This is a genomic window from Roseburia sp. CLA-AA-H209, from assembly GCF_020687575.1.
Taxonomy (GTDB): domain Bacteria; phylum Bacillota; class Clostridia; order Lachnospirales; family Lachnospiraceae; genus Roseburia_C; species Roseburia_C amylophila.
Genome location: NZ_JAJEQU010000009.1, coordinates 57369 through 78775 on the forward strand (window position 1 = coordinate 57369; position 21407 = coordinate 78775).

Genomic DNA, 21407 nt, shown 5'->3' on the forward strand with positions numbered 1-21407 from the left:
AGGAAACAGAGAAGAGCCAGAAAACAGAAAGCAGACTCAAAGCAGGAGGAGAAGGATGGAATTACAGCAGGCGGTGGAATTATCAAAGCGGGTTCAAAATGAAATCAAAAAAAGCGTAAAAGGAAAAGATGATTGTATCAGAAAGGCATTCTGTGCAATTTTAGCAGGAGGACATATTTTAATTGAAGATGTACCGGGAGTGGGAAAGACAACGCTGGCGCTGGCTTTTTCGAGGGCATTGTGCCTTGAAAATCACAGAGTACAGTTTACACCGGATGTACTGCCGGCAGATATTTTAGGCTTTTCTATGTATGATAAGGAGCAGGGCGGCTTTTATTATCATCCGGGTGCAGTCATGTGCAATCTGTTTTTGGCAGATGAAATCAACCGTACTTCTCCAAAGACCCAGTCAGCCCTGTTAGAGGTTATGGAAGAGGGAAAAGTGACGGTAGATGGCATCAGTCATCCGGTTCCGAAACCATTTCTTGTAATGGCAACCCAGAATCCGAAGGGAAGTGCCGGGACACAGATGCTGCCGGAATCCCAGTTAGACCGTTTCATGATTTGTATGAGCATGGGATACCCGGATTTGAAAAGTGAGATTGAGATTGCCAAAGGAAAGAGCATCGGACAGAGCTATGAGAGCATAGAAGGTGTGATGACAGGGGCGCAGCTGCAGGCAATGAAAGAAACCGTAGAAAATATTTTTATTCATGACAGAATTTATGAATATATGATGGCGTTGATTCATGCCACCAGAAAAAATCCTTATATTGAGCTGGGCGTCAGTCCGCGTGGAATGGTGGCACTGACGAAAATGGTGCGTGCCAATGCATTTTTAAATGAGAGAGATTATGTGATTCCGGCTGATGTGGAGGATGTTTTTTATGATGTCACAAAGCATAGAATCGTATTAAATACCAAAGCACGGGTCACCGGGGTGTCCGGGGAAGCAGTTCTTGAAAAAATTATGGAAGATACCACAAAACCAACTTCGTTTAAGGGAAAAGAGTAGCCTATGGCAACAGGACTGATACTTGTACTTATTGTTGGTGCATTAGGATATCTTGGAACCATTTATACCAGCCCGGCATTGATACTTTTGTCGATTTGCTGCGGAGTAATGCTGTTTTTAGGCTATGGCTATATTTTATATATGATGTTTCGGGTAAAATGCCGGATTCAGATTCCGATTGTTATGGCAGAGCAGGAAGAAGGCATTATGATCTGTGCGGTGACGGAAAACCGGAGCAGGCTGCCATTGCCGAAGGTGGTATACCGGATCGATTATCAGAACTCCTTTGGCAGGAAAAAGAGAAAGTTATCCATACAGACGGCAGCGGATGCAAAGAGCAGCAGCCGGATGAGCGTGGAGGTAGCAGCAAAAAGCAGTGGAAATTATACATTCCGGCTGGTTCGGGTAAGATTTTATGGCCTGCTTGGAATCGGCTATCTGATCAGGTATGTGCGCTATGAGGAACGGCTTTCCATTATGCCAAAGATAACACCGGTAATGATAGAGGTGGGATTAGCTTCCCGGTATTTTCAGGGAGAAGCGGAAGTATATGATGATAAAACCGGAGGAGATGATGTATCGGAGGTGTTTCAGATCCGTTCCTTTCAGCCGGGAGATAAAATCCAGAATATCCACTGGAAGTTATCTGCAAAAGAAGATGAGCTGATGGTTCGGGAAAACAGTCTGCCGATGGGCTGTCCGGTGGTGATTCTGCTTGACATCAGCGGAGGGCAGAAAGAGACGGAGAAGCAGAGAAACCACTTTTTTGAAATGGTAATTTCGATTTCTTTTGGACTGGTGGAAAAACAGTGCCCTCATTATATCGCATGGTATGATGAAAAGGAACATGACCTTATCCGGGTAAGGGTAGATACAGAAGAGAAGGTATATTATTTTATTCTGCTTTTGTATGGAGCGGTTCAGAGCCGGGAAAAGATGGATATTGCACTTTTATATCAGGAGAAATACCGGGGTGAGACAGCAGTTACAAAGATAGAAATGAACCTTGCAGGAAAACTTATTGTGGCAGGAACGGAAATAGAAGATTTCGCAAAAGCGGAGATTAGAGTATGAGAAAAAAGAAGAAAACATATGCATCGGTTATGAAAAAGACTGGAAACATACGGTATTCGCAGAAAGGACGGCGGGCAGGAAAAATTGCATTGCCGCCGCAGGTCATGCGTGTGGGAATGCAGAGTCTGCTGGCTGTGCTTTGGGAGATTGCCATGTTCTTTATATTTGGAGACATCTTTCTGACTAACCGGTTTGGAAAGCCTGCATTGATATGGGTTTCTGTTTCTGCGGCAGCATTGACGGTTTCTTTTTCCTATTTTAAGAAGGCGGACAAGTGGCTGCTGCCTGTGGGAGAACTGCTGGTGGGACTGGTGCTTAGCCGGAAAGAGCTTTACCCAGGGCTGGCAGGACTGATCCGGCTGGTAGTGCAGAAAATCAATATGTACTATAATGTGCAGATTGTATCCGGATTTGAACGGTATCTTGATTTAAATCCGGTGGTAGCAGTAACAGCATGGCTGTTAGTTATCTTGTCTATTCTGCAGATTTATTTTCTGGTGGTAAGAAAACGGCTGGCTGGAGTGTTGATTCCACCGCTACTTCTTATAATGCTGGATTTTGCGGTGGGCTATGCACCATCAAAGCGGGCATTGATTTGTTTCTCACTGGCTGCGGCAGGAAGCTTTGGTTACCGGGCTGCCGGCCGGGTGGAATTAAAGCAGTTGGAATATCTAAGGCAGAAAGCAGTATGCCTTTTTCTGGTGGTGGCGGTAGTTGTTTCTTCGCTGGTATTTAGAGTGGCAGAACCGAAAGCCAAAGAAATGGTGGCAAGAAGAAGTGAAATTGAAAAAACTGCGCAGGATATGGTAACAGAAATGGCAATGACAGCTGCCAATCTTTTGGCAGAAATTCCTTTTGGTAAAGATATTTTCTCCTTCCATCAGCCGGGACGGGTCAGCAATATGGCACCGGAATTTGAGGACAAGCCGGTTATGGAAGTGACTGCTTATCAGATACCGGATGATACGGTATATTTAAGAGGTTATGTAGGCGATTATTACAAAAATGGAAGCTGGAAGACTTATGATTCCAGTGATTTTGTGACTGCCATGCAGGAAGTGGACAGCAGCCTTAAGGAACAGACCGCGGGACAGCAGGTACAGAATATTCTGGCATATACCCAGAGCTATTATACCTATTACTGGGATACCATTTACCGGGTGCAGTATTTTGATGAGAAAGATCCCTATGCATACCTGCCATACTATACGTTGGCAAGCTATTATCAGGATGAACGGCAGCCCGCCGGGGTTCTTATGGATGGAGACCGTACTGTGCTCCGGAATGGCAATGACGTTCTGGAAGTAGACGGAACCATAAGAAACAGCATGTCACATCTTTATATGAATGCTTTGTTTACAGCAGATTTGGCAGATGGTGCTTATGTGAACCGGAATGAGACACTGAGCGAATCTGAAGTAAATGAAATTATAGAGAATATGAATAGCTGGCGGTATGATTTGGCTGGGTTTAACAGTAAATTACCGGAAGACGAATGGGCATTTATAAAGAAATATAATAAGTATACGGAAAAGTATACGTATGTGCCGGAAAATCTCACAAGAATCCGGGAACTGGGAAATCAGTTGGAAGCGGAGTATGAAAGAGATTATTCGGATTTTGTAGATAACCGATTTACTGTGAATGGTACTTATTATGATAATATTTATAACTTTAAGGAAATCTATGCAGTCTATCTGGTGAAACGGGAACTGGCGAAGTGTAACTATAATCTGGAATTGGACAATGTGCCATGGGGACAGGATGTAACAGAACATTTTCTGTTTGATACGAAGGAAGGCTTCTGCCAGCATTTTGCCAGTGCGGGAACACTGCTTCTGCGGCAGATGGGAATTAAGGCACGGTATGTCAGCGGCTATGCTGTAAGTACATCGAAGTTTAAGAAGGACAGTGATGGTAATTATACGGCAGAGGTTCTTGATAATCAGGCACATGCCTGGACGGAAATCTATATAGACAGTGTTGGCTGGGTGCCGGTGGAAATGACGCCGGGAAATAAAACCGGCATTGACCGTCTGGAGATTCAGCAGGAAAGTGACAGCATTACCATCCGGATGAATGATGGCAGAACAGCAGACCTAATTACGCTGGAGCGAAGTGATTATCAGGACAGTTCCAAAGATGACAGTCAGTCGGATTTATCCGGCAGCGGAATGCAAAATACGGAAAATCAGAATACAGAAAGTCAGGATACAGAAAACCCAGATACAGAAAACCCGGATACGGAAAATCGGGGCACGGAAAACCGGAATACAGAAAATTCCATGCAGGATGGCAGCAAGGCAGGAAAACAGAATCAAAAGGGAAGCCGTTTAAAGGTCATTTTGATTGTTGTGGTAATCATCATTCTGCTTCTTACAGCAGGTATCTGGTATTACTTAAGAGAGATAGAAGGAAAACGGAAGAAGGGAACACATAGTTACAAGCGTATCATCCGTTGGAATTCGAACCAGATTTATCGCATTTTACGGCGGAAGGGCATTGTAAATGCAAAAGTACAATCCGACCGGACATTCCGGGAACAGCTTTTAAATTATGGGGGCTGGAGCATGGAAGAAAAGGAGCGTTATCTTCAGATTCTTGAAGTGGCAGCGTATAGCCATAAGAAACTTACCAGAGAGGATGTGCAGTTTGTACAGAAGCTTTACCGGAAACTGAAAGAATAAAAAGAGAAGCTTTGCAAAAAAACAACAGCCGCGCCAGTGTATACACTGATACGGCTGTTGCGATGGCATTATACGGTTTCTGGTTCGTCGTAATCAACACCAAAGGTTTCTACGGTAACGGTTTTCATTCGCTGGTCTTCCATTGGACGGTCGCTGTAGTCGGTTGCAACTTCTGCAATTTTATTTACCACATCCATGCCTTCGATGATTTTACCGAAAGCAGCGTAAGCACCATCTAAGTGTGGAGCATCCTTATGCATGATAAAGAACTGGGAGCCGGCAGAGTTTGGCATCATGGAACGAGCCATGGAAAGAACGCCTGCAGAATGCTTTAAGTCATTGGCAAAGCCGTTCTGTGCAAATTCACCCTTGATACCATATCCTGGACCGCCCATTCCGGTTCCTTCCGGGTCACCACCCTGAATCATAAAACCGTTGATGACACGATGGAAGATAAGTCCATCATAAAATCCCTTGTTGACAAGGCTGATAAAGTTATTTACTGTGTTAGGAGCAACCTGCGGATATAATTCCGCTTTCATAATATCTCCGTTTTCCATTTCAAATGTAATAATAGGATTCTGAGCCATTGTAAGATACCTCATTTCTGTTCATTGAATTCATCCTGCATAACAGAATGTAGTTCTACTATAGCGGAAAAAGGCTTTTTTGTAAAGAAAGAGAGAAGGAAATATGTGTCACTGGAATACTGTAAACTGGAACTGTATCATACGAAAAGAAACATTAGAAGAAAAACTTTCTGAAGAAGAGAAACATGCATTAAGCCGCCTGCAAAAAGAACTGTCAGAGCAGAAAAAAGTGGAACTTCTTTTTACAGATGCTGATTTGGAAAAAGATATCACATTTTTCCTGAGTGGACATCATGTAAAGCCGGAGGAATGTATGCTGCTTGCAACAGAACCGGAAGAAGTGGCATGGGCGAAAAAGGATGCAGATTCTGACTCAGACCAGCTTACCATCATTGGCTATGAAGTACCGGATTTTTCAAAACAGATGCCTTTAAGCAATGTGGATATGCTGCTTCTTGGACTGGAAGAAGTGGATACAGAATTTTTACTTCGGACATTTCAGCGGAAACACCATCTGCCGTGGCGGATATTAGAGACAAAGCGGTGTTATCTGAGAGAGATTACGTTAGATGACATGGACGATTTATTTGATTTATATAATAAGAAGGGAATCACCGATTATATCGAGCCCCTTTACGAAAGGCAGGAAGAGGAGGAGTACCAGAGAGCATATATTGAAAATATGTATGGCTACTATGGATATGGCATGTGGCTGGCAAAGGAAAAAGGTACCCACCGGCTGATTGGAAGAGCCGGAATCGACTATCGCATGCTGGGAGAAGAAGAAATTATTGAGATGGGTTATGTCATTGCACCGGAATACCAGAGGCAGGGTTATGCATATGAGGTCTGTCAGGCAATCATGGCGTGGGCAAAAAGCAATCTTGATTTTCGAAGAATTGACTGTCTGGTGGAGCCGGGGAATGAAGCATCGTTGGGACTGCTTCAGAAACTTGGCTTTCAGGAAACAGAGAAGATAAATCAGGATGGAAAAATATTCCGACATTTTCGGTATTTTTATTCGTGATTGGAAAGTTAAGCGGCAGGAGACATTTTTATACATAATATAAATCTTTTTTTCATATATAGTACAAAGCGAAACTGTATCCGGAACATGATATAAAAAATAAGTTACGGATGCAGGCGCAAGGTACGAAGATGGATGGAGGATATATGGGAAAAGAGAAGGTGGCAGGAAAAGGAAATCTTTTTACGACAATGGGCAAAGTGTTGCTGGTCATGTATATTCTGACGGGAATACTGCTTTTTATTCTGGCGGCAGTCTTATATAAAATGGAATTAAGCGAAGCTGCGGTAAATATCAGCATTATCATAAGCTATATTGTAGTGGGATTTGTCGGCGGCTTCATCATTGGAAAGATTAAGAAGAGCCGGAAATATCTGTGGGGAGCCGTGATGGGGCTATTATATTTTGCAGTGCTGCTCATTGTGTCCCTGATATTGAAAAAGGGACTGGATTCCGGAATGCAGCACATCCTTACAACACTGATTTTATGCACTGCTTCGGGAACTGTGGGAGGAATGCTCAGTTAAAAAAAGTGCTTTTCTTATGAAAGACTATGTGTTATACTAACTAGAGGTATTTTTTCGAAAGGAGATAACGAGATGAAACATATTAAGACCCTGAATACAAGAAAGTTACAGAATACAGTAAAGAAGGGCGGATGCGGCGAGTGCCAGACATCTTGTCAGTCAGCATGCAAGACTTCCTGTACTGTAGGAAACCAGACTTGCGAGCATTGCAAATAATTACCAGAAGTTCAGATTGAGAACGAACGAAACGACCGTACGCCTGCGCGGACGGTCGTTATAATGTTGTAAGAAAGTGAGGAAATATTGTAGTGGTTCACCAGTATAAAAACAACGGCTATAATATTGTCCTGGATGTAAACAGCGGCGCCATCCATATTGTGGATGACTTAACCTATGATGTCATTGCATTGTGGGAAGAGACAAGCCGTGAAGAAATCATACAGAGACTGAATAAGACCTATGATGAGGCGGAGATAAAAGAAGCAATTGAAGAGATAGAGGAATTGCAGAAGAACGGAGATTTGTTCACACCGGATGATTATGAAGAATACATCGGTGATGTAACAAAGCGTCCTACTGTAGTAAAAGCACTGTGTCTGCATATTGCCCATGATTGTAACCTTGCCTGCAGATACTGTTTTGCAGAAGAGGGAGAATATCACGGCAGACGTGCGTTAATGTCCTATGAAGTAGGAAAGGCTGCATTGGATTTCCTGATTGCCAATTCCGGCAACCGCCGGAACTTAGAGGTGGATTTCTTCGGTGGAGAACCTACCTTAAACTTCCAGGTGGTAAAAGATTTAGTAGCATATGGAAGAGAGCAGGAAAAAATACATAATAAGAATTTCCGGTTTACACTGACCACAAATGGCGTTCTTTTAAATGATGATATTATGGAGTTCGCTAATAAAGAGATGGACAATGTTGTATTAAGTATTGACGGAAGAAAAGAAGTCAATGATTATATGCGTCCGTTCCGTGGTGGTCAGGGAAGCTATGATGTGATTGTTCCGAAATTCCAGAAATTTGCAGACAGCAGAAATCAGGAACGCTACTACGTGCGTGGAACCTATACCCATCATAATTTAGATTTTTCCAAGGATGTACTGCATCTGGCAGACCTTGGGTTTAAGCAGATTTCCGTAGAGCCGGTTGTGGCACAGGAGACAGATGATTATGCCATCCGTGAGGAAGACCTGCCACAGCTTTTTGCAGAATATGATGCACTGGCAAAAGAGATGGTAAAACGGAAAAAAGAAGGAAAAGCATTCAATTTCTTCCACTTTATGATTGATTTGGAGGGTGGTCCTTGTGTTGCCAAGAGACTTTCCGGATGTGGTTCCGGAACCGAGTATCTGGCAGTAACACCTTGGGGAGACTTATATCCATGTCATCAGTTTGTTGGAAATGAAGATTTCCTGATGGGAAATGTTTTTGAAGGCTTAAAACGTACCGATATCCGGGATTCCTTTAAGAGCTGTAATGTTTATTCCAAGGAAAAATGCAGAGAGTGTTTTGCAAGATTCTACTGTAGCGGTGGATGTGCAGCGAACTCTTATAATTTCCATGGTGATATTCATAATACCTATGACATTGGTTGTGCATTACAGAAGAAACGTGTGGAATGCGCAATTATGATAAAAGCCGCAGAGGCGGAAATTTAAGTCAGGAGAAAGGAAGAAGAAAATGAAGAAAAGTAAGGGCGTAGCCATATTACTTGCAGTTCTCTTGGTTTTAGCAGGACTGTCGTATTATGCGTCTATCATCTTATCTTCAACCGGAAAAGGTGAAGATAAGAACATTAAGCTTGGATTGGACCTGGCAGGTGGTGTCAGCATCACATATCAGGTAGAATCTGAGAATCCGACTTCCGAGCAGATGAAGGATACTATTTACAAGCTTCAGAAGCGTGTGGAAGGCTACAGTACAGAAGCATCTGTATATCAGGAAGGTGATGACCGTATCACCGTTGAAATTCCAGGAGTAAAGGATGCCAACAAGATTCTGGACGAACTTGGAAAACCGGGTTCCTTAGAGTTCCGGGATCCAGACGGAAATGTTTACATGACCGGTAATGATGTAAAGGATGCACAGGCTGCAACACAGCAGGACAACCTTGGCAACAAGCAGTATGTGGTCCAGCTTACACTTACGGATGAAGGCGCACAGAAATTTGCAGATGCAACCACTGCCAACGTTGGAAAGGTCTGCCCAATTGTATACGATGATGAGGCAATCAGTACTCCTCGTGTAAAAGAAGCAATTACCGGAGGAAGCGCAGTAATCGATGGAATGAGTTCCTATGAAGAAGCAGAGACTTTAGCTTCTAACATCCGTATCGGTTCTCTTTCCTTAGAGTTATCTGAGTTACAGTCCCAGATAGTAGCAGCACAGCTTGGTACAGAAGCAATTTCAACGGCATTAAAGGCAGCAGCAATCGGTCTTGCCCTGATTGCAGTATTCATGATTGCTTACTACTGGATTTCCGGTGTGGCAGCAACCATAGCACTTGGAATTTATACTACAATGGTAGTTGCAGTTATTTATCTTTTTGAAATTACACTTACCCTTCCGGGTATCGCAGGTATCATCCTTTCCATTGGTATGGCGGTAGATGCAAATGTTATTATCTTCGCCCGTATCAGGGAAGAAATTGCATCCGGCAAGACTGTTTCGACAGCGATTAAGACCGGATTCCAGAAAGCGTTATCTGCAATTTTAGACGGAAATATCACCACCCTGATTGCTGCAGCAGTGCTGGCATTTAAGGGAAGCGGTTTCGTAAAAGGATTTGCTTATACACTGGCAATCGGTATCGTTTTATCTATGTTTACCGCATTAGTTGTAACAAGACTGGTATTACATGGACTGTATGTAATTGGTTTCCGTGATGCAAAATTCTATGGAAGACAGAAAGACCGCCGTCCAATGCATTTTATTGCAAAACGCCACGTATTCTTTATTATTTCAGCAGTAATTATCATTGCCGGATTTGTGGGAATGGGCGTAAACAAAGCCAATGGCAAGGGCGCATTGAACTTAAGCCTTGAATTTGTCGGTGGTACATCTACAACCGTAGATATGGGTAAAGATTATACTCTTGCAGAATTAGATTCTGAAGTAATTCCTCTGATTGAGGATGTGACTGGAGATTCCAGTGTACAGGCTCAGAAGGTAGAAGGAAGTACACAGGTTGTATTTAAGACCAGAAGCCTTGATTTGGACGAAAGAGAGCAGTTAAATACTACATTAGAAGAAAATCTTGGTGTAGATACTTCAACTGTTTCCTCTACTAATATCAGTTCCACTATCAGTGGTGAAATGACAAAAGATGCAGTCTGGGCAGTAGTAATTGCAACAATCTGTATGCTGGTTTATATCTGGTTCCGGTTTAAAGACATTCGTTTTGCAACCTCTGCTATTTTAGCACTGATTCATGATGTACTGGTTATTTTAACCTGTTACTCTCTGCTGCGGCTGTCTGTAGGAAGCACATTTATTGCAGTAATGCTGACAATCATCGGATATTCCATCAATGATACCATCGTTATCTTTGACCGAATCCGTGAGAATATGCATCTGGTAAGAAATGTGGATAAGGAAAGCTTAACCGAAATAGCTGACCGCTCCATTTCCCAGACAATTTCACGAAGCTTAAATACTTCAATTACAACCTTTGTAATGGTATTCCTGCTTTATATCCTTGGAGTTGCATCCATTAAAGATTTCTCACTTCCTCTTATGGTAGGTATTGTGAGCGGAACTTATTCTTCTATCTGTATTGCAACAGAGCTGTGGTTTGTATTCAAAACACGCTTTGCAAAGAAGAATGCATAAGTAACAGAAATGATTTCCCCTCTTCTGATTTGGAAGAGGGGATTTTTACATTTGGGCGTTGTTTAAAAATTAATATCCGGGGATTGCAAAAGGATAGAAGAGATTTGTTACAATAATATTACGTTGATTCGCAGCAGATTATCTTTCGTTATGAAATACCACAGTTCTAAAATGCGTGTTTTTCTTTTGGTTATGAAAACAGTCTTTCCAATGTTTGCCAGAATAGCTGCACGGTTCGTCGAAGTACAGATGCCTGATAAGGGCTGTTGGGGGCACTGGGAATTTCATCTGGCAACAGGCAACGCTGGTACAGGGATGTACCAGCGAGGCACATTTGAACATGGACGTGAATTTGTGCCGGTTGCCAGATGAAAGTATAATTATGCCGAAATTCCCTGTGCCCCTTGCAGGCGTTATGCGGCATCTGTTCTCGACGGACAGTGCAGCTATTCAGTCAAAGCAACCGGAAAGACAGTTTATCAGCAAGAAAAACACGCATTCTAAGAACTGCTGGCATTTCATAACGGATAAAGATAATCCGCTGTAAATCTCCGTAATATTTTCCAGCAAAGATTATTTCCGTTTGCAATCACCGAAAATTAATATTTGAAAAAGGAGAAAATAATGACTACAATTCAGAAAATAGTAATTGCATATGCAATAATTGCAAATATTGTTGGGCTATCCGTCATGGGAATAGATAAACGCAGAGCCATCTGTCATAAATGGCGTATTCCCGAAAAAACGTTATTTCTGGTAAGCATACTGGGAGGAAGCATTGGGACATGGGCAGGTATGTATCTGTTCCGTCATAAGACAAAACATTGGTACTTTGTAATAGGAATGCCATTTATACTGATTGTGCAACTGGTTTTATACTATTATTTTTGGTAAAAATATTTTCAAACCGGGATAGGCGTGATAAAATATATCAAACAGAAATGAGATATGGATAATAGGTGAGCAACAGTATCAGGGAGAAATGCAAATTATGGCAGGAATGATGGAGTTAAATGGCTGCCGGATTATTGTAAAGGAAATTGCCGGCGGGAAGATGGTATTAGATACAAGAATCAAATCTTATGATCCGATCCGTAAAGTAGTAAAGGTTAGTGCAGGAAGCCTTGACAACCGGATGGAGCATGCGGTGACGGTTATCATATTTGGACCGAATGGGAGCCTGGTAGAAGCTACCGGTAATCTTCGGAAGGTTATAATTGCCAATGAAGTAGAAATCGAGCTGGGCAGGAGTAAGAATGGTGAGAAGCGGAAGCATGCCCGTTATCCCTTAAAAGAAAAGGGATATATAGAATCTGTTATTGTGGATGGAACATTAATTGAATTGCAGAAGCCAATTGAAATGGAAACCTGTAATATCAGTGGAAATGGAATTCTGATTCAGACAATGGCAGGAAGCGGGACAGTTGGAACGGAACTGCGGATTTGTGTGAAACTTGGAGATACAATGTTACAGAAGACATATCGGATTGTCCGGATACAGAATGCAAATCTTAAGACAGAAGAGTATGGCTGCATGATGATTCGTGACAGGAATATATAAGGGCGGAGTGACAGAATGAGACTTAGAAAAATTCCAATTGATTTTTTATGGGAAGGCATGGAACTTTCCGGAGATATTTATAATGACAGAGGTTCGGTGCTGCTTTTAAAACGGGGCGAAGTCCTGACACAGGACCGGTTAGATAAACTTTCCAAGTTTGAACGTGGTGGATATATTACAACCAGTGAGGAAACTTATCAGGAAATTCTCAACAGTGGAAAAGCACCAAGAGCTGCATTGCAGAGAGTATACGAAGAAGCAGTCGGCTATACAGCATTAAAAAACGATGTAGACAGTATTTTTTCTGTAACCAGAAATGCTTCCGAAATTAATATGGAAGCAACGGAGACTGTTACAAAGGATATTTTTACTAAGATTAAGGTATTGGATTTCCCTAAAATATTTCAGTGTATTGATGCACCGAGAGAGATGGATGAGAATTTGCAGCGCCATTCCCTGAACGTAGCATTTACCAATGGTGTTATCGGGCAGTGGCTGAAGCTTCCGGAACCGATGATTAAAAAGCTGGTATGCGCCGGATTAGTGCACGATATCGGAAAGACGAAGGTACCGGAAGAAATCTTAAATGCACCGAGAAGACTTACGGAAGAAGAATTTGAAATCATAAAAGCTCATCCCGTTTATTCATATGAGCTGCTTTGGGATAATGTAGATGAAGATATCCGGTTAGCGGCAAGACATCATCATGAGCGGCTGGATGGAAAGGGTTATCCGGATCAGATTGCAGGAGATGAGATTTCTCTGCTGGCAAGGATTACCGCCATTTCCGATGTGTATGATGCCATGATTTCCCAGAGAAGTTATAAGGAATCCATGATTCCTTTTGATGTGCTGGAGAAATTTAAAAAGGGCGAATTTCCGGGACTGGATGAACGCCTGGTAGACTTATTTGTGAAAAATATGGTGGCAAATTACCGGGATGTAAAGGTACAGATGTCCGATGGAAGAATCGGTGTGGTGCGTTACATTCCACCAAATGACCTGAATCATCCGATTATCAACTGTAATCATGATGTCAGTCAGACAGATGATAAATGGTATTGCGTCTGCATTGCAAATCAGACAGGAAAATAGATTTTGCATAAATAAAAACCTCTTTACCAGAAAACTGGTAAGGAGGTTTATTATTTATAGGCTTTGTTTCAGGCAGGTTTTGATATCATCGGAAGCATTGCTGATTGGCTTTATGTGGAAGGTATCGGTAAGATACTGCAGCACATTTGGACTGATGAAGGCAGGAAGCGTTGGACCTAAATAAATATCATGAATGCCAAGGCTTAAAAGGGCAAGCAGGTCAGCAACCGCTTTTTGTTCATACCAGGATATAATCAGTGACAGTGGAAGTCCGTTTACGTCCGTTTCAAAAGCATCTGCAAGTGCAGTAGCAATGCGGATGGCAGAGTAGACATCATTACATTGTCCCACATCCAAAAGACGTGGCAGTCCAGCTACTTCACCAAAATCTAGTTTATTAAAACGGTATTTTCCGCAGGCAAGCGTTAGAATCATACAGTCGGATGGAACCATTTGGGCAAAGTCAGTGTAGTAATTTCGTCCCGGACGGGCACCGTCACAGCCACCGATAAGGAAGAAATGACGGATTAGTCCGCTTTTAACAGCTTCCACAAGCTGTGGGGCATAGCTTAAGGCAGCGTGGTGTCCGAAACCTACCAGAATCTCTTTTGCCGGCTGGTCTTCCTGGAAACCGCCAAGTTCAATTGCCTGTTTTATGATTTCACTGAAATCTTTGTCTCCATTTTCTTTCCGACCGACATGTTTCACACCATCCCAGCCTACTACATTCGTGCTGTAAATCCTGTCTTTGTAGGAATCTCTCGGGCGCATCAGGCAGTTGGTGGTCATCAGGATACAGCCTGGAATGTTGTCAAACTGTTTCTGCTGATCCTGCCAGGCTCCACCGAAGTTACCTACAAGATGAGAATATTTTTTCAGTCCATCATAACCGTGGCAGGGCAGCATTTCACCATGGGTATAGATGTTGATGCCGGTGCCTTCCGTCTGCTTCAACAGCATTTCCAAATCATTTAAGTCGTGGCCGGAGACAATGATAAATGGCCCTTTTTTAATAGTAACATTTACCTTATGCGGGGAAGGATTGCCATAAATAGTGGTATTGGCATCGTCCAGTTTTTTCATGACTTCAATAGCCATTTCACCGGTACGCATGGTCAGACGGATCAGGTCTTCGACAGTCAGCCGGTCATCGGTAATGGCTTCTAATGCCAGTATATAAAAGTCATCCACTTCATTACTGAAGTAACCTAATTCTCTTGCCTGATGACCATAGGCACTGATACCTTTTAAACCGTAGAGAATAGTTTGACGGAGGGAGCGGATGTCTGGGTCTAAGGATTTGTCATACATAATGCCCGCCATAGGAGCATCCTTTAACATATCCGTTTTTGAATCCGGCAGATGATAGGTGGCATGGAGTGTGGAATTCGAAATTTCACCTACCAAATTGTGAAGTTCTTCTTTGATTTGCTGTGATTGCCGGAGCAGTGCCACATGAACATCTGCATCAAAATTTACATTGGTAAGTGTCGTAAAAAGTACATTTTCAATAAAGCTTACAATCGATTTGTCCATATGTTGTCCCTGCTCCACCAGCACTTTTCCGTAGCAGCTGATCCCCTTTATCTGAAAAATAAGTAAATCCTGCAGGTTGGCAATTTCCGGTGTCTTTCCGCATACGCCAAGCTTTGTACAGCCTTTGCCACCGGCTGTCTGTTCACACTGATAGCAGAACATTTCATAATTTAAATCCATGTTATTTCCCATACGATAATCTCCTTTTATAGAAAATTTTTTGGACGATTGCGAAAAGATATATTTTTCTTTCAAAATTCTTACGTTCTTTTTCATAATCGCCTAAGAAAAGTTTAGATATCGGCATTAGCATGAGCCGGGAAAAGGAATATTATGCATGAAGAAATAGAGTAGATAAAATAGAAAGTTGACAATGGAATAAAATCTGACTAAAATACTTAGGAACCGAACTAATTAGAAATAGTAATAAGTTTAAAGAAAGGAACAGATTTGCCATGGAAACAGGAAAGGTAATTAATAAAATATCCAACCGGCTCCGCAGACGTTCTAAGAAAATACAGGAATCTATCGGAATCAGCGGAGCAAAGGGTAACATTTTAAATTATATTCTGGTGGAATCAGAAAACCATCCGGTATACCAGAAAGAGATTGAGGAAGAATTTGGCTTGCGTCCGTCTACTGCAACAGAGACTTTAAAGAATCTTGAGCAGGCAGAACTAATCTGCCGGGTGCCGGAATCAGAGGATGGAAGATATAAGAAGATTGTTTTTACAGAACAGGCGCGGAAGATTGAACATATTCTGCGAAAGGAAATTACGGAATCGGAAGAACTTTTATTACAGGGAATTACGGAAGAAGAAAGAAAAGAATTTTTAAGAATTGCAGAGAAGATGCTTCGGAATCTGGAATGAGAAATTTAAAGTTACAAGAGGTCGATGAGTGGCTTTGGAAAGCAGATTTTACCGGCAGAAAGGAAGGGTTACAATGGATGAAAATGAATTGATGGGCAGCATGAAGGTGTCGAAGGCAGTAGCAAAGATGGCAATTCCAAGTGTTATCAGCAGTCTGGTTACTGTCGTTTATAATATGGCGGATACGTTTTTCGTAGGGCAGACAGGGGATCCGTTGCAGGTGGCTGCGGTCAGTCAGACGAATCCGATTTTTATATTATTTATGGCATTTGCCAATATGTTTGGTATGGGCGGAAGCGCAGCGGCATCTATGGCATTGGGCGAAAAGAAGGAAAAAAGAGTAAAGCAGGTTTCTTCTTTTATTACCTATGCATCACTTATCGTGGGAATTGTTTTTGCTGTAATTTTACTGGTTGGAATGCAGCCGGTTTTACAATTGTTTGGAGCAGATGCAGATACTTATGAACTGGCGAAAGGATACACAACATACATTTCTTATGGTGCACCGTTTATTATCTGGTCTGCGGCAGCAAGCTTTGTTGTGCGTGCGGACGGAGCCAGCCGGGAAGCTATGACAGGAAGTATGATAGGAACCGTGGCCAATATTATTTTAGACCCGATATTTATCAGTGGATTTGGTATGGGTGCAGCAGGCGCGGCCATTGCAACGACTATTGGAAATATAATGGCGAGTGTATATTATCTTTGGTATTTCTGTAGAAAGAGCAGGAACATGTCTATGGCATTCCGGTATTTTAAATGTGGGGACAGAATTCTGTCCCAGGTATGCTCGGCAGGACTTCCAACAGCTATTTTTTCTGCATTGATGAGCATTTCTACGATTATTTTAAACCAGATTCTGGTGGCATATGGAAATGCACCGGTAGCGGCTATTGGAATTGTATTTAAGGCAAATATGTTTATCACATTTTTACAGATGGGACTGGCAAATGGAGTACAACCGTTATTAGGCTATAGTTACGGTGCAGGGAACAGGGAGCGTTTTATTGCAGTGGAACGTTATACGAAGAAATGCTGTCTGATTGTAGGTGTATTGGCGACAGCACTGTTTTTCTTTTTCCGGGAGCCGATTATCCGCCTGTTTATTTCTGATACAGAGGTCATAAATTATGGTGTGGAAATGCTGATTGCTTATATGATTTCCGGTCCGGTCATTGGCATTTTATTTATGAATATGAACTGTATGCAGTCTACCGGAAATGCACTTCCGGCAACGATTCTTTCTATATTGAGACAGGGCGTACTTTTGATTCCGGTGCTTTACGGCTTGAATGCATTGCTTGGTCTGCACGGTGTTATCTACGGACAGGCACTGACGGATTATGTGGCAGTTCTCCTTTCTATTGTAATCTGGCGGTGGAAACGCAGGAAAACTTTATAGGAGAAAGCGGTCAGGTTGCCTTTTTCACAGGTTGGTGCTATGCTGACGATAGTAGATTGGCAGAGTAAGTGGAGGAGAAGGCATGGAGCAGAATGTTCAGAAAGCAGAACAGATGAAATACCGGCTGGCAGATGCCATGAAGCAGTGTATGGCGAAGATGCCGATAGAACGGATTACAGTGCGGCAGCTTGTGGAACTGAGCGGAACGACAAGACAGACATTTTACCGTCATTTTCAGGATAAATATGATCTGATAAACTGGTATTTTGACAAAATTTTAGCAGAATCCTTTGAACATATGGGAGAGGGAAAGACGGTATATGAGGGGCTGGTAAAGAAATTTGAATATATTGAGCAGGAAAAATTATTTTTCCGGGCTGCATTTAAATCAGACAGCCAGAACTGCTTAAGAGACCATGATTTTGAACTGATTACCCGGTTTTATACGTATAAGATAGAAAAGAAATCAGGACAGAAATTATCGGAGCATCTTCATTTCCTTCTGGAAATGTATTGCCAGGGTTCAGTTTATATGACAATTCAGTGGGTGCTTGGAAGAAAGAAGGCTACACCGAAGGAACTGGCAAAGGCACTGACGGAAGCGGTGCCGGCGGAACTGAAAGCGGTATTTGAAAAATTGCAGATGATATAGTGGTGAAGGATGATGATTGAGAGTGGAATTTGCCCATGACAGATATTGAAAAATCAAGTGACAGAGTTGGCTTTTTGTAACTTTTTATTTGTCGCTTTCATTGGTAAAATAGAGGTATCAATAAAGGACAAAGGAGAAGATAAAATGGCAAACAGAATTATGTTAAACGAGACTTCCTACCATGGCGCAGGAGCAATTAAAGAAATCGCAAACGAGGCAAAGGCAAGAGCATTTAAGAAAGCATTTGTCTGTTCCGACCCGGATTTGATTAAGTTTGGTGTAACATCCAAAGTAACCGATGTATTGGATGAAGCAGGACTTGCTTATGAAATCTATTCAGATATTAAGGCAAATCCTACCATTCAGAACGTACAGCATGGTGTGGAAGCATTTAAAGCATCAAAAGCAGATTATATCATTGCAATTGGTGGTGGTTCTTCTATGGATACATCAAAAGCAATTGGTATCATTATTGCAAATCCGGAATTTGAGGATGTCAGAAGCTTAGAGGGTGTAGCTCCGACAAAGAAGCCTTGTGTTCCGATTATTGCTGTACCGACAACAGCCGGAACTGCAGCAGAAGTTACCATTAACTATGTGATTACAGATGTAGAGCGTAAGAGAAAATTTGTATGTGTAGACCCGCATGATATGCCGGTTATCGCAGTAATTGACCCGGAGATGATGTCATCTATGCCAAAGGGACTGACTGCTTCCACCGGAATGGATGCACTGACACATGCCATTGAAGGATATACTACAAAGGCTGCATGGGAAATGACAGATATGTTTCATTTGAAGGCGATTGAAATTATCAGCAGATCTTTAAGAAGTGCAGTTGCAAATGAAAAAGAAGGCCGTGAAGGAATGGCATTAGGACAGTATATTGCAGGAATGGGATTTTCTAATGTAGGACTTGGAATTGCACATTCCATGGCACATACATTAGGTGCTGTATATGATACTCCACATGGAGTTGCCTGTGCAATGATGCTTCCAATCGTAATGGAATACAACGCAGAATGCACTGGTGAGAAATATCGTGAGATTGCAAGAGCAATGGGTGTAAAAGGCGTTGATGATATGTCTGTAGAAGAATACAGAAAGGCAGCCATTGATGCGGTACAGCAGTTATCTGTAGATGTTGGAATTCCAACAAAATTAGAGGCGTTAAAGGAAGAAGACTTAGAATTCCTTGCAGAATCCGCTTTTGCTGATGCCTGTGCACCGGGCAATCCAAAGGATACAAATGTAGAGGATTTGAAAGTTTTATTCCGTAAACTGATGTAATCAGAAACTTGGAAAATATATGATAGAAGAAAAAGATAACAGACTCCCGGAGCATCGGAAAAACGATGTTCCGGGAGTTCTTTATGAAAAATTTATTTGCGTCTGATAGGATGGAACCGTATAATGAAATTGGATTGATATTCAATAGAGCATACTTTGTGAAGGGTTTGAGAGAGGAATCGGAAACAAAGGAGGCTATTAATCTGAACAGCGAAATTACAAATGCAGTAAAAGCTGCAAGAAATCGGGCACAATATGATGAATGTGCCAAAAGACTCTTAGGACAAAAAAGTATTCTGGCGCATATTTTGGTGAATACTGTGGATGAATTTAAAGGTATGAATCCCAAGGATGTGATACCGTATATTGAAGGAGAACCACAGGTTGGTGTTGTGCCCATAGAACCGGGACTTACAAATGCAAGCGATATGGCAGGACATATTGGCGGATTTAATTCAGAAAATGCAGAAATAAATGAAGGAACGGTCAGGTTTGATATTGTTTTTTATGTGCGCATGAGAGATGGAATTTCTCAAATTATAGTAAATATTGAAGCTCAGAAGAACAAACCTGTTACATATAAAATATTGAACCGGGCGATATTCTATGTAAGCAGGCTTATTTCATCCCAAAAGGAACGTGATTTTTGGCATTCGGATTATGATGACATAAAACGGGTATTTAGTATCTGGATTTGCATGAATATGGATATGAATTCGATGAGTTATATTCATCTGATGAAAGAAGATATCGTAAATGAATATGACTGGGAAGGAAATATAGACCTTTTGAATATTGTATTGCTTGGTGTAACAAATGAAGTTCCCAAAAGAGAGGAACGCTATGAGCTGCATCGGCTGATAAGCACACTTTTGTCAAATGAAATAGAAGCAGAAGAAAAATTAAATATGATAGAACTGGAATATCAGATTCCGGTAAGTGAAGAATTGAGAGAGGAAGTGAACCTGATGTGTAATCTGAGTGAAGGAATAGAAGAAAGAGCAGCAGAAAAGACATTAAGAGAAACAAATAAAAAAGTAATTACCAATATGCACAGGAAGGGCTATACCTTAGAACAGATAGCAGAGATTGTGGAAATCAAACCGGAGGAAGTAGGAAAAATCATAGAAGAAGAATCTATGTCAGTATAGAATAGAAAGAAGAAGTAGAAAAATGGCAGCATAATTAGCGTTTGCAAGTGATTATATGGAAGGAGCCCATCCGGCGATTCTAAAAAAGTTAGCGGAGACAAATCTGATAAAAAGTGCCGGATACGGACTGGATGAATATTCGGAAACTGCAAGGGAAAAGATTCGGAAGGCCTGCAATGCACCGGAGGCAGAGGTGCATTTTCTGGTGGGAGGAACGCAGACCAATGCCACGGTAATTGGTGCCCTGTTAGCATCCTGTCAGGGAGTGATTGCGGCAGAGACCGGACATGTCAGTTCCCATGAGGCAGGAGCTATTGAAGCGGGTGGACATAAAGTGTTGACGATTCCGCAGACAGACGGAAAAATCAGTGCAGAAAAGGTAGAAGAAGTCTTAAATACATTTAAAGAGGATGGCAACCGTGATCATATGGTGATGCCGGGAATGGTATACATTTCCCAGCCGACAGAATATGGAACCTTATATAACAGGCAGGAATTAGAAGCATTAAGTAAAGTATGCCGCAGCAAGGGTATTCCACTTTATTTAGATGGAGCAAGACTGGCTTATGCACTGGCTTGTTCGGCGAATAATGTGACATTAGAAGATATTGCAGCATGCTGCGATGCCTTTTATATCGGAGGAACAAAATGCGGTGCATTGTTTGGAGAGGCAGTGGTATTTCCGAAGCCAGGACTTATTCCGCATTTCTTTACCATTATAAAACAGCATGGAGCACTGCTTGCTAAGGGACGGATACTTGGCATCCAGTTTGATGTCTTATTTGAAAATGATTTGTATGAGCATATCGGAGAGCCGGCAATTGCAGCGGCAGATAAGATTCGGAAAGGCTTAAAGGAAAATGGAATTGAGCTTTATCTGGATGCTCCCACCAATCAGGTATTTTGTGTGGTAGACAATGCATTTATGGAAAAGCTTGCGCAAAAAGTTGAATTCAGCTTCTGGGAGAAAAAGGATGAGACGCATACGGTAATTCGTTTTGCAACCAGTTGGGCAACGACAATGGAAGACGTAGATGAACTGATAAGATGGATTGAACAGAAGAAAAATAGAAATTAACAAAAATTGTCTG

At 41.9% G+C, this 21407-nt stretch carries 19 protein-coding genes and 1 pseudogene; 18 read left to right on the forward strand and 2 right to left on the reverse strand.

Annotated elements, in window-relative coordinates; all coding sequences use genetic code 11:
* Positions 1-55 precede the first annotated feature (55 nt).
* Genes LKD41_RS09835 through LKD41_RS09845 form a run of 3 tightly spaced genes read left to right on the forward strand, consistent with a single transcriptional unit; the run spans position 56 to position 4776 of the window.
* The gene (locus tag LKD41_RS09835; RefSeq protein ID WP_022244175.1) at positions 56-1015 is read left to right on the forward strand and encodes an AAA family ATPase; all 960 of its coding nucleotides are present in this window, start codon (positions 56-58) and stop codon (positions 1013-1015) included.
* 3 nt (positions 1016-1018) lie between these two features.
* A complete protein-coding gene (locus LKD41_RS09840; protein WP_227701074.1) occupies positions 1019-2089 on the forward strand; it encodes a DUF58 domain-containing protein in 1071 nt (356 codons plus the stop codon).
* Positions 2086-4776, forward strand: a complete 2691-nt coding sequence (locus LKD41_RS09845) for a transglutaminase-like domain-containing protein (RefSeq protein WP_227701075.1) — start codon at positions 2086-2088, stop codon at positions 4774-4776. The genes LKD41_RS09840 and LKD41_RS09845 overlap by 4 nt, the downstream gene beginning before the upstream one ends.
* 68 nt (positions 4777-4844) lie before the next feature.
* Here the strand turns inward: LKD41_RS09845 and LKD41_RS09850 are convergent, their stop codons facing one another.
* Entirely contained in the window at positions 4845-5366 is a 522-nt protein-coding gene (locus LKD41_RS09850; RefSeq protein ID WP_117840572.1) for a peptidylprolyl isomerase, read from the reverse strand.
* Positions 5367-5469: 103 nt separating this feature from the next.
* On the opposite strand from LKD41_RS09850, the gene LKD41_RS09855 reads away from it, so the two are divergent.
* From LKD41_RS09855 to LKD41_RS09895, 9 genes are all read left to right on the forward strand, one after another.
* The gene (locus LKD41_RS09855; RefSeq protein WP_227701076.1) at positions 5470-6393 is read left to right on the forward strand and encodes a GNAT family N-acetyltransferase; all 924 of its coding nucleotides are present in this window, start codon (positions 5470-5472) and stop codon (positions 6391-6393) included.
* A gap of 146 nt (positions 6394-6539) precedes the next feature.
* Complete coding sequence (locus tag LKD41_RS09860) at positions 6540-6920, forward strand: TIGR04086 family membrane protein (RefSeq protein WP_022244180.1); 381 nt, start codon at positions 6540-6542, stop codon at positions 6918-6920.
* A gap of 72 nt (positions 6921-6992) precedes the next feature.
* Positions 6993-7136, forward strand: a complete 144-nt coding sequence (scfA, locus tag LKD41_RS09865; RefSeq protein WP_022244181.1) for a six-cysteine ranthipeptide SCIFF — start codon at positions 6993-6995, stop codon at positions 7134-7136.
* Positions 7137-7228: 92 nt separating this feature from the next.
* Positions 7229-8584: a thioether cross-link-forming SCIFF peptide maturase gene (scfB, locus tag LKD41_RS09870; protein ID WP_022244182.1), complete on the forward strand. Its 1356-nt coding sequence runs from the start codon at positions 7229-7231 to the stop codon at positions 8582-8584.
* A gap of 22 nt (positions 8585-8606) precedes the next feature.
* Entirely contained in the window at positions 8607-10757 is a 2151-nt protein-coding gene (locus LKD41_RS09875) for a protein translocase subunit SecDF (RefSeq protein ID WP_022244183.1), read from the forward strand.
* A 210-nt stretch (positions 10758-10967) separates the two neighbouring features.
* A complete protein-coding gene (locus LKD41_RS09880) occupies positions 10968-11129 on the forward strand; it encodes a hypothetical protein (protein WP_227701077.1) in 162 nt (53 codons plus the stop codon).
* 252 nt (positions 11130-11381) lie between these two features.
* A complete protein-coding gene (locus LKD41_RS09885; protein WP_118172963.1) occupies positions 11382-11651 on the forward strand; it encodes a DUF1294 domain-containing protein in 270 nt (89 codons plus the stop codon).
* A gap of 97 nt (positions 11652-11748) precedes the next feature.
* Positions 11749-12318, forward strand: coding sequence for a PilZ domain-containing protein (locus tag LKD41_RS09890; RefSeq protein ID WP_022243911.1), 570 nt, complete (start codon positions 11749-11751; stop codon positions 12316-12318).
* Positions 12319-12333: 15 nt separating this feature from the next.
* Positions 12334-13413 (forward strand): HD-GYP domain-containing protein, encoded by a 1080-nt coding sequence (locus LKD41_RS09895; RefSeq protein ID WP_227701078.1) that lies wholly within the window; start codon positions 12334-12336, stop codon positions 13411-13413.
* 54 nt (positions 13414-13467) lie between these two features.
* Here the strand turns inward: LKD41_RS09895 and hcp are convergent, their stop codons facing one another.
* Positions 13468-15141 (reverse strand): hydroxylamine reductase, encoded by a 1674-nt coding sequence (gene hcp / locus LKD41_RS09900; protein WP_227701079.1) that lies wholly within the window; start codon positions 15139-15141, stop codon positions 13468-13470.
* Positions 15142-15404: 263 nt separating this feature from the next.
* Here hcp and LKD41_RS09905 point away from each other — a divergent pair, with 263 nt between their 5' ends.
* The 6 genes and pseudogenes from LKD41_RS09905 to LKD41_RS09930 form a co-directional block, all read left to right on the forward strand.
* Entirely contained in the window at positions 15405-15821 is a 417-nt protein-coding gene (locus tag LKD41_RS09905; RefSeq protein WP_022243914.1) for a MarR family winged helix-turn-helix transcriptional regulator, read from the forward strand.
* 73 nt (positions 15822-15894) lie between these two features.
* Entirely contained in the window at positions 15895-17223 is a 1329-nt protein-coding gene (locus LKD41_RS09910) for an MATE family efflux transporter (protein WP_022243915.1), read from the forward strand.
* 82 nt (positions 17224-17305) lie between these two features.
* Complete coding sequence (locus LKD41_RS09915) at positions 17306-17875, forward strand: TetR/AcrR family transcriptional regulator C-terminal domain-containing protein (protein ID WP_227701080.1); 570 nt, start codon at positions 17306-17308, stop codon at positions 17873-17875.
* A gap of 144 nt (positions 17876-18019) precedes the next feature.
* Positions 18020-19165 carry a lactaldehyde reductase gene (gene fucO / locus LKD41_RS09920; protein WP_118541314.1) on the forward strand — a complete coding sequence of 382 codons (1146 nt, stop codon included), beginning with the start codon at positions 18020-18022 and terminating at the stop codon, positions 19163-19165.
* 203 nt (positions 19166-19368) lie between these two features.
* Entirely contained in the window at positions 19369-20316 is a 948-nt protein-coding gene (locus LKD41_RS09925; RefSeq protein WP_227701107.1) for an Rpn family recombination-promoting nuclease/putative transposase, read from the forward strand.
* Positions 20317-20350: 34 nt separating this feature from the next.
* Positions 20351-21394: pseudogene (locus tag LKD41_RS09930) on the forward strand (threonine aldolase family protein); the annotation flags it as partial.
* Between the last annotated feature and the right edge of the window lie 13 nt (positions 21395-21407).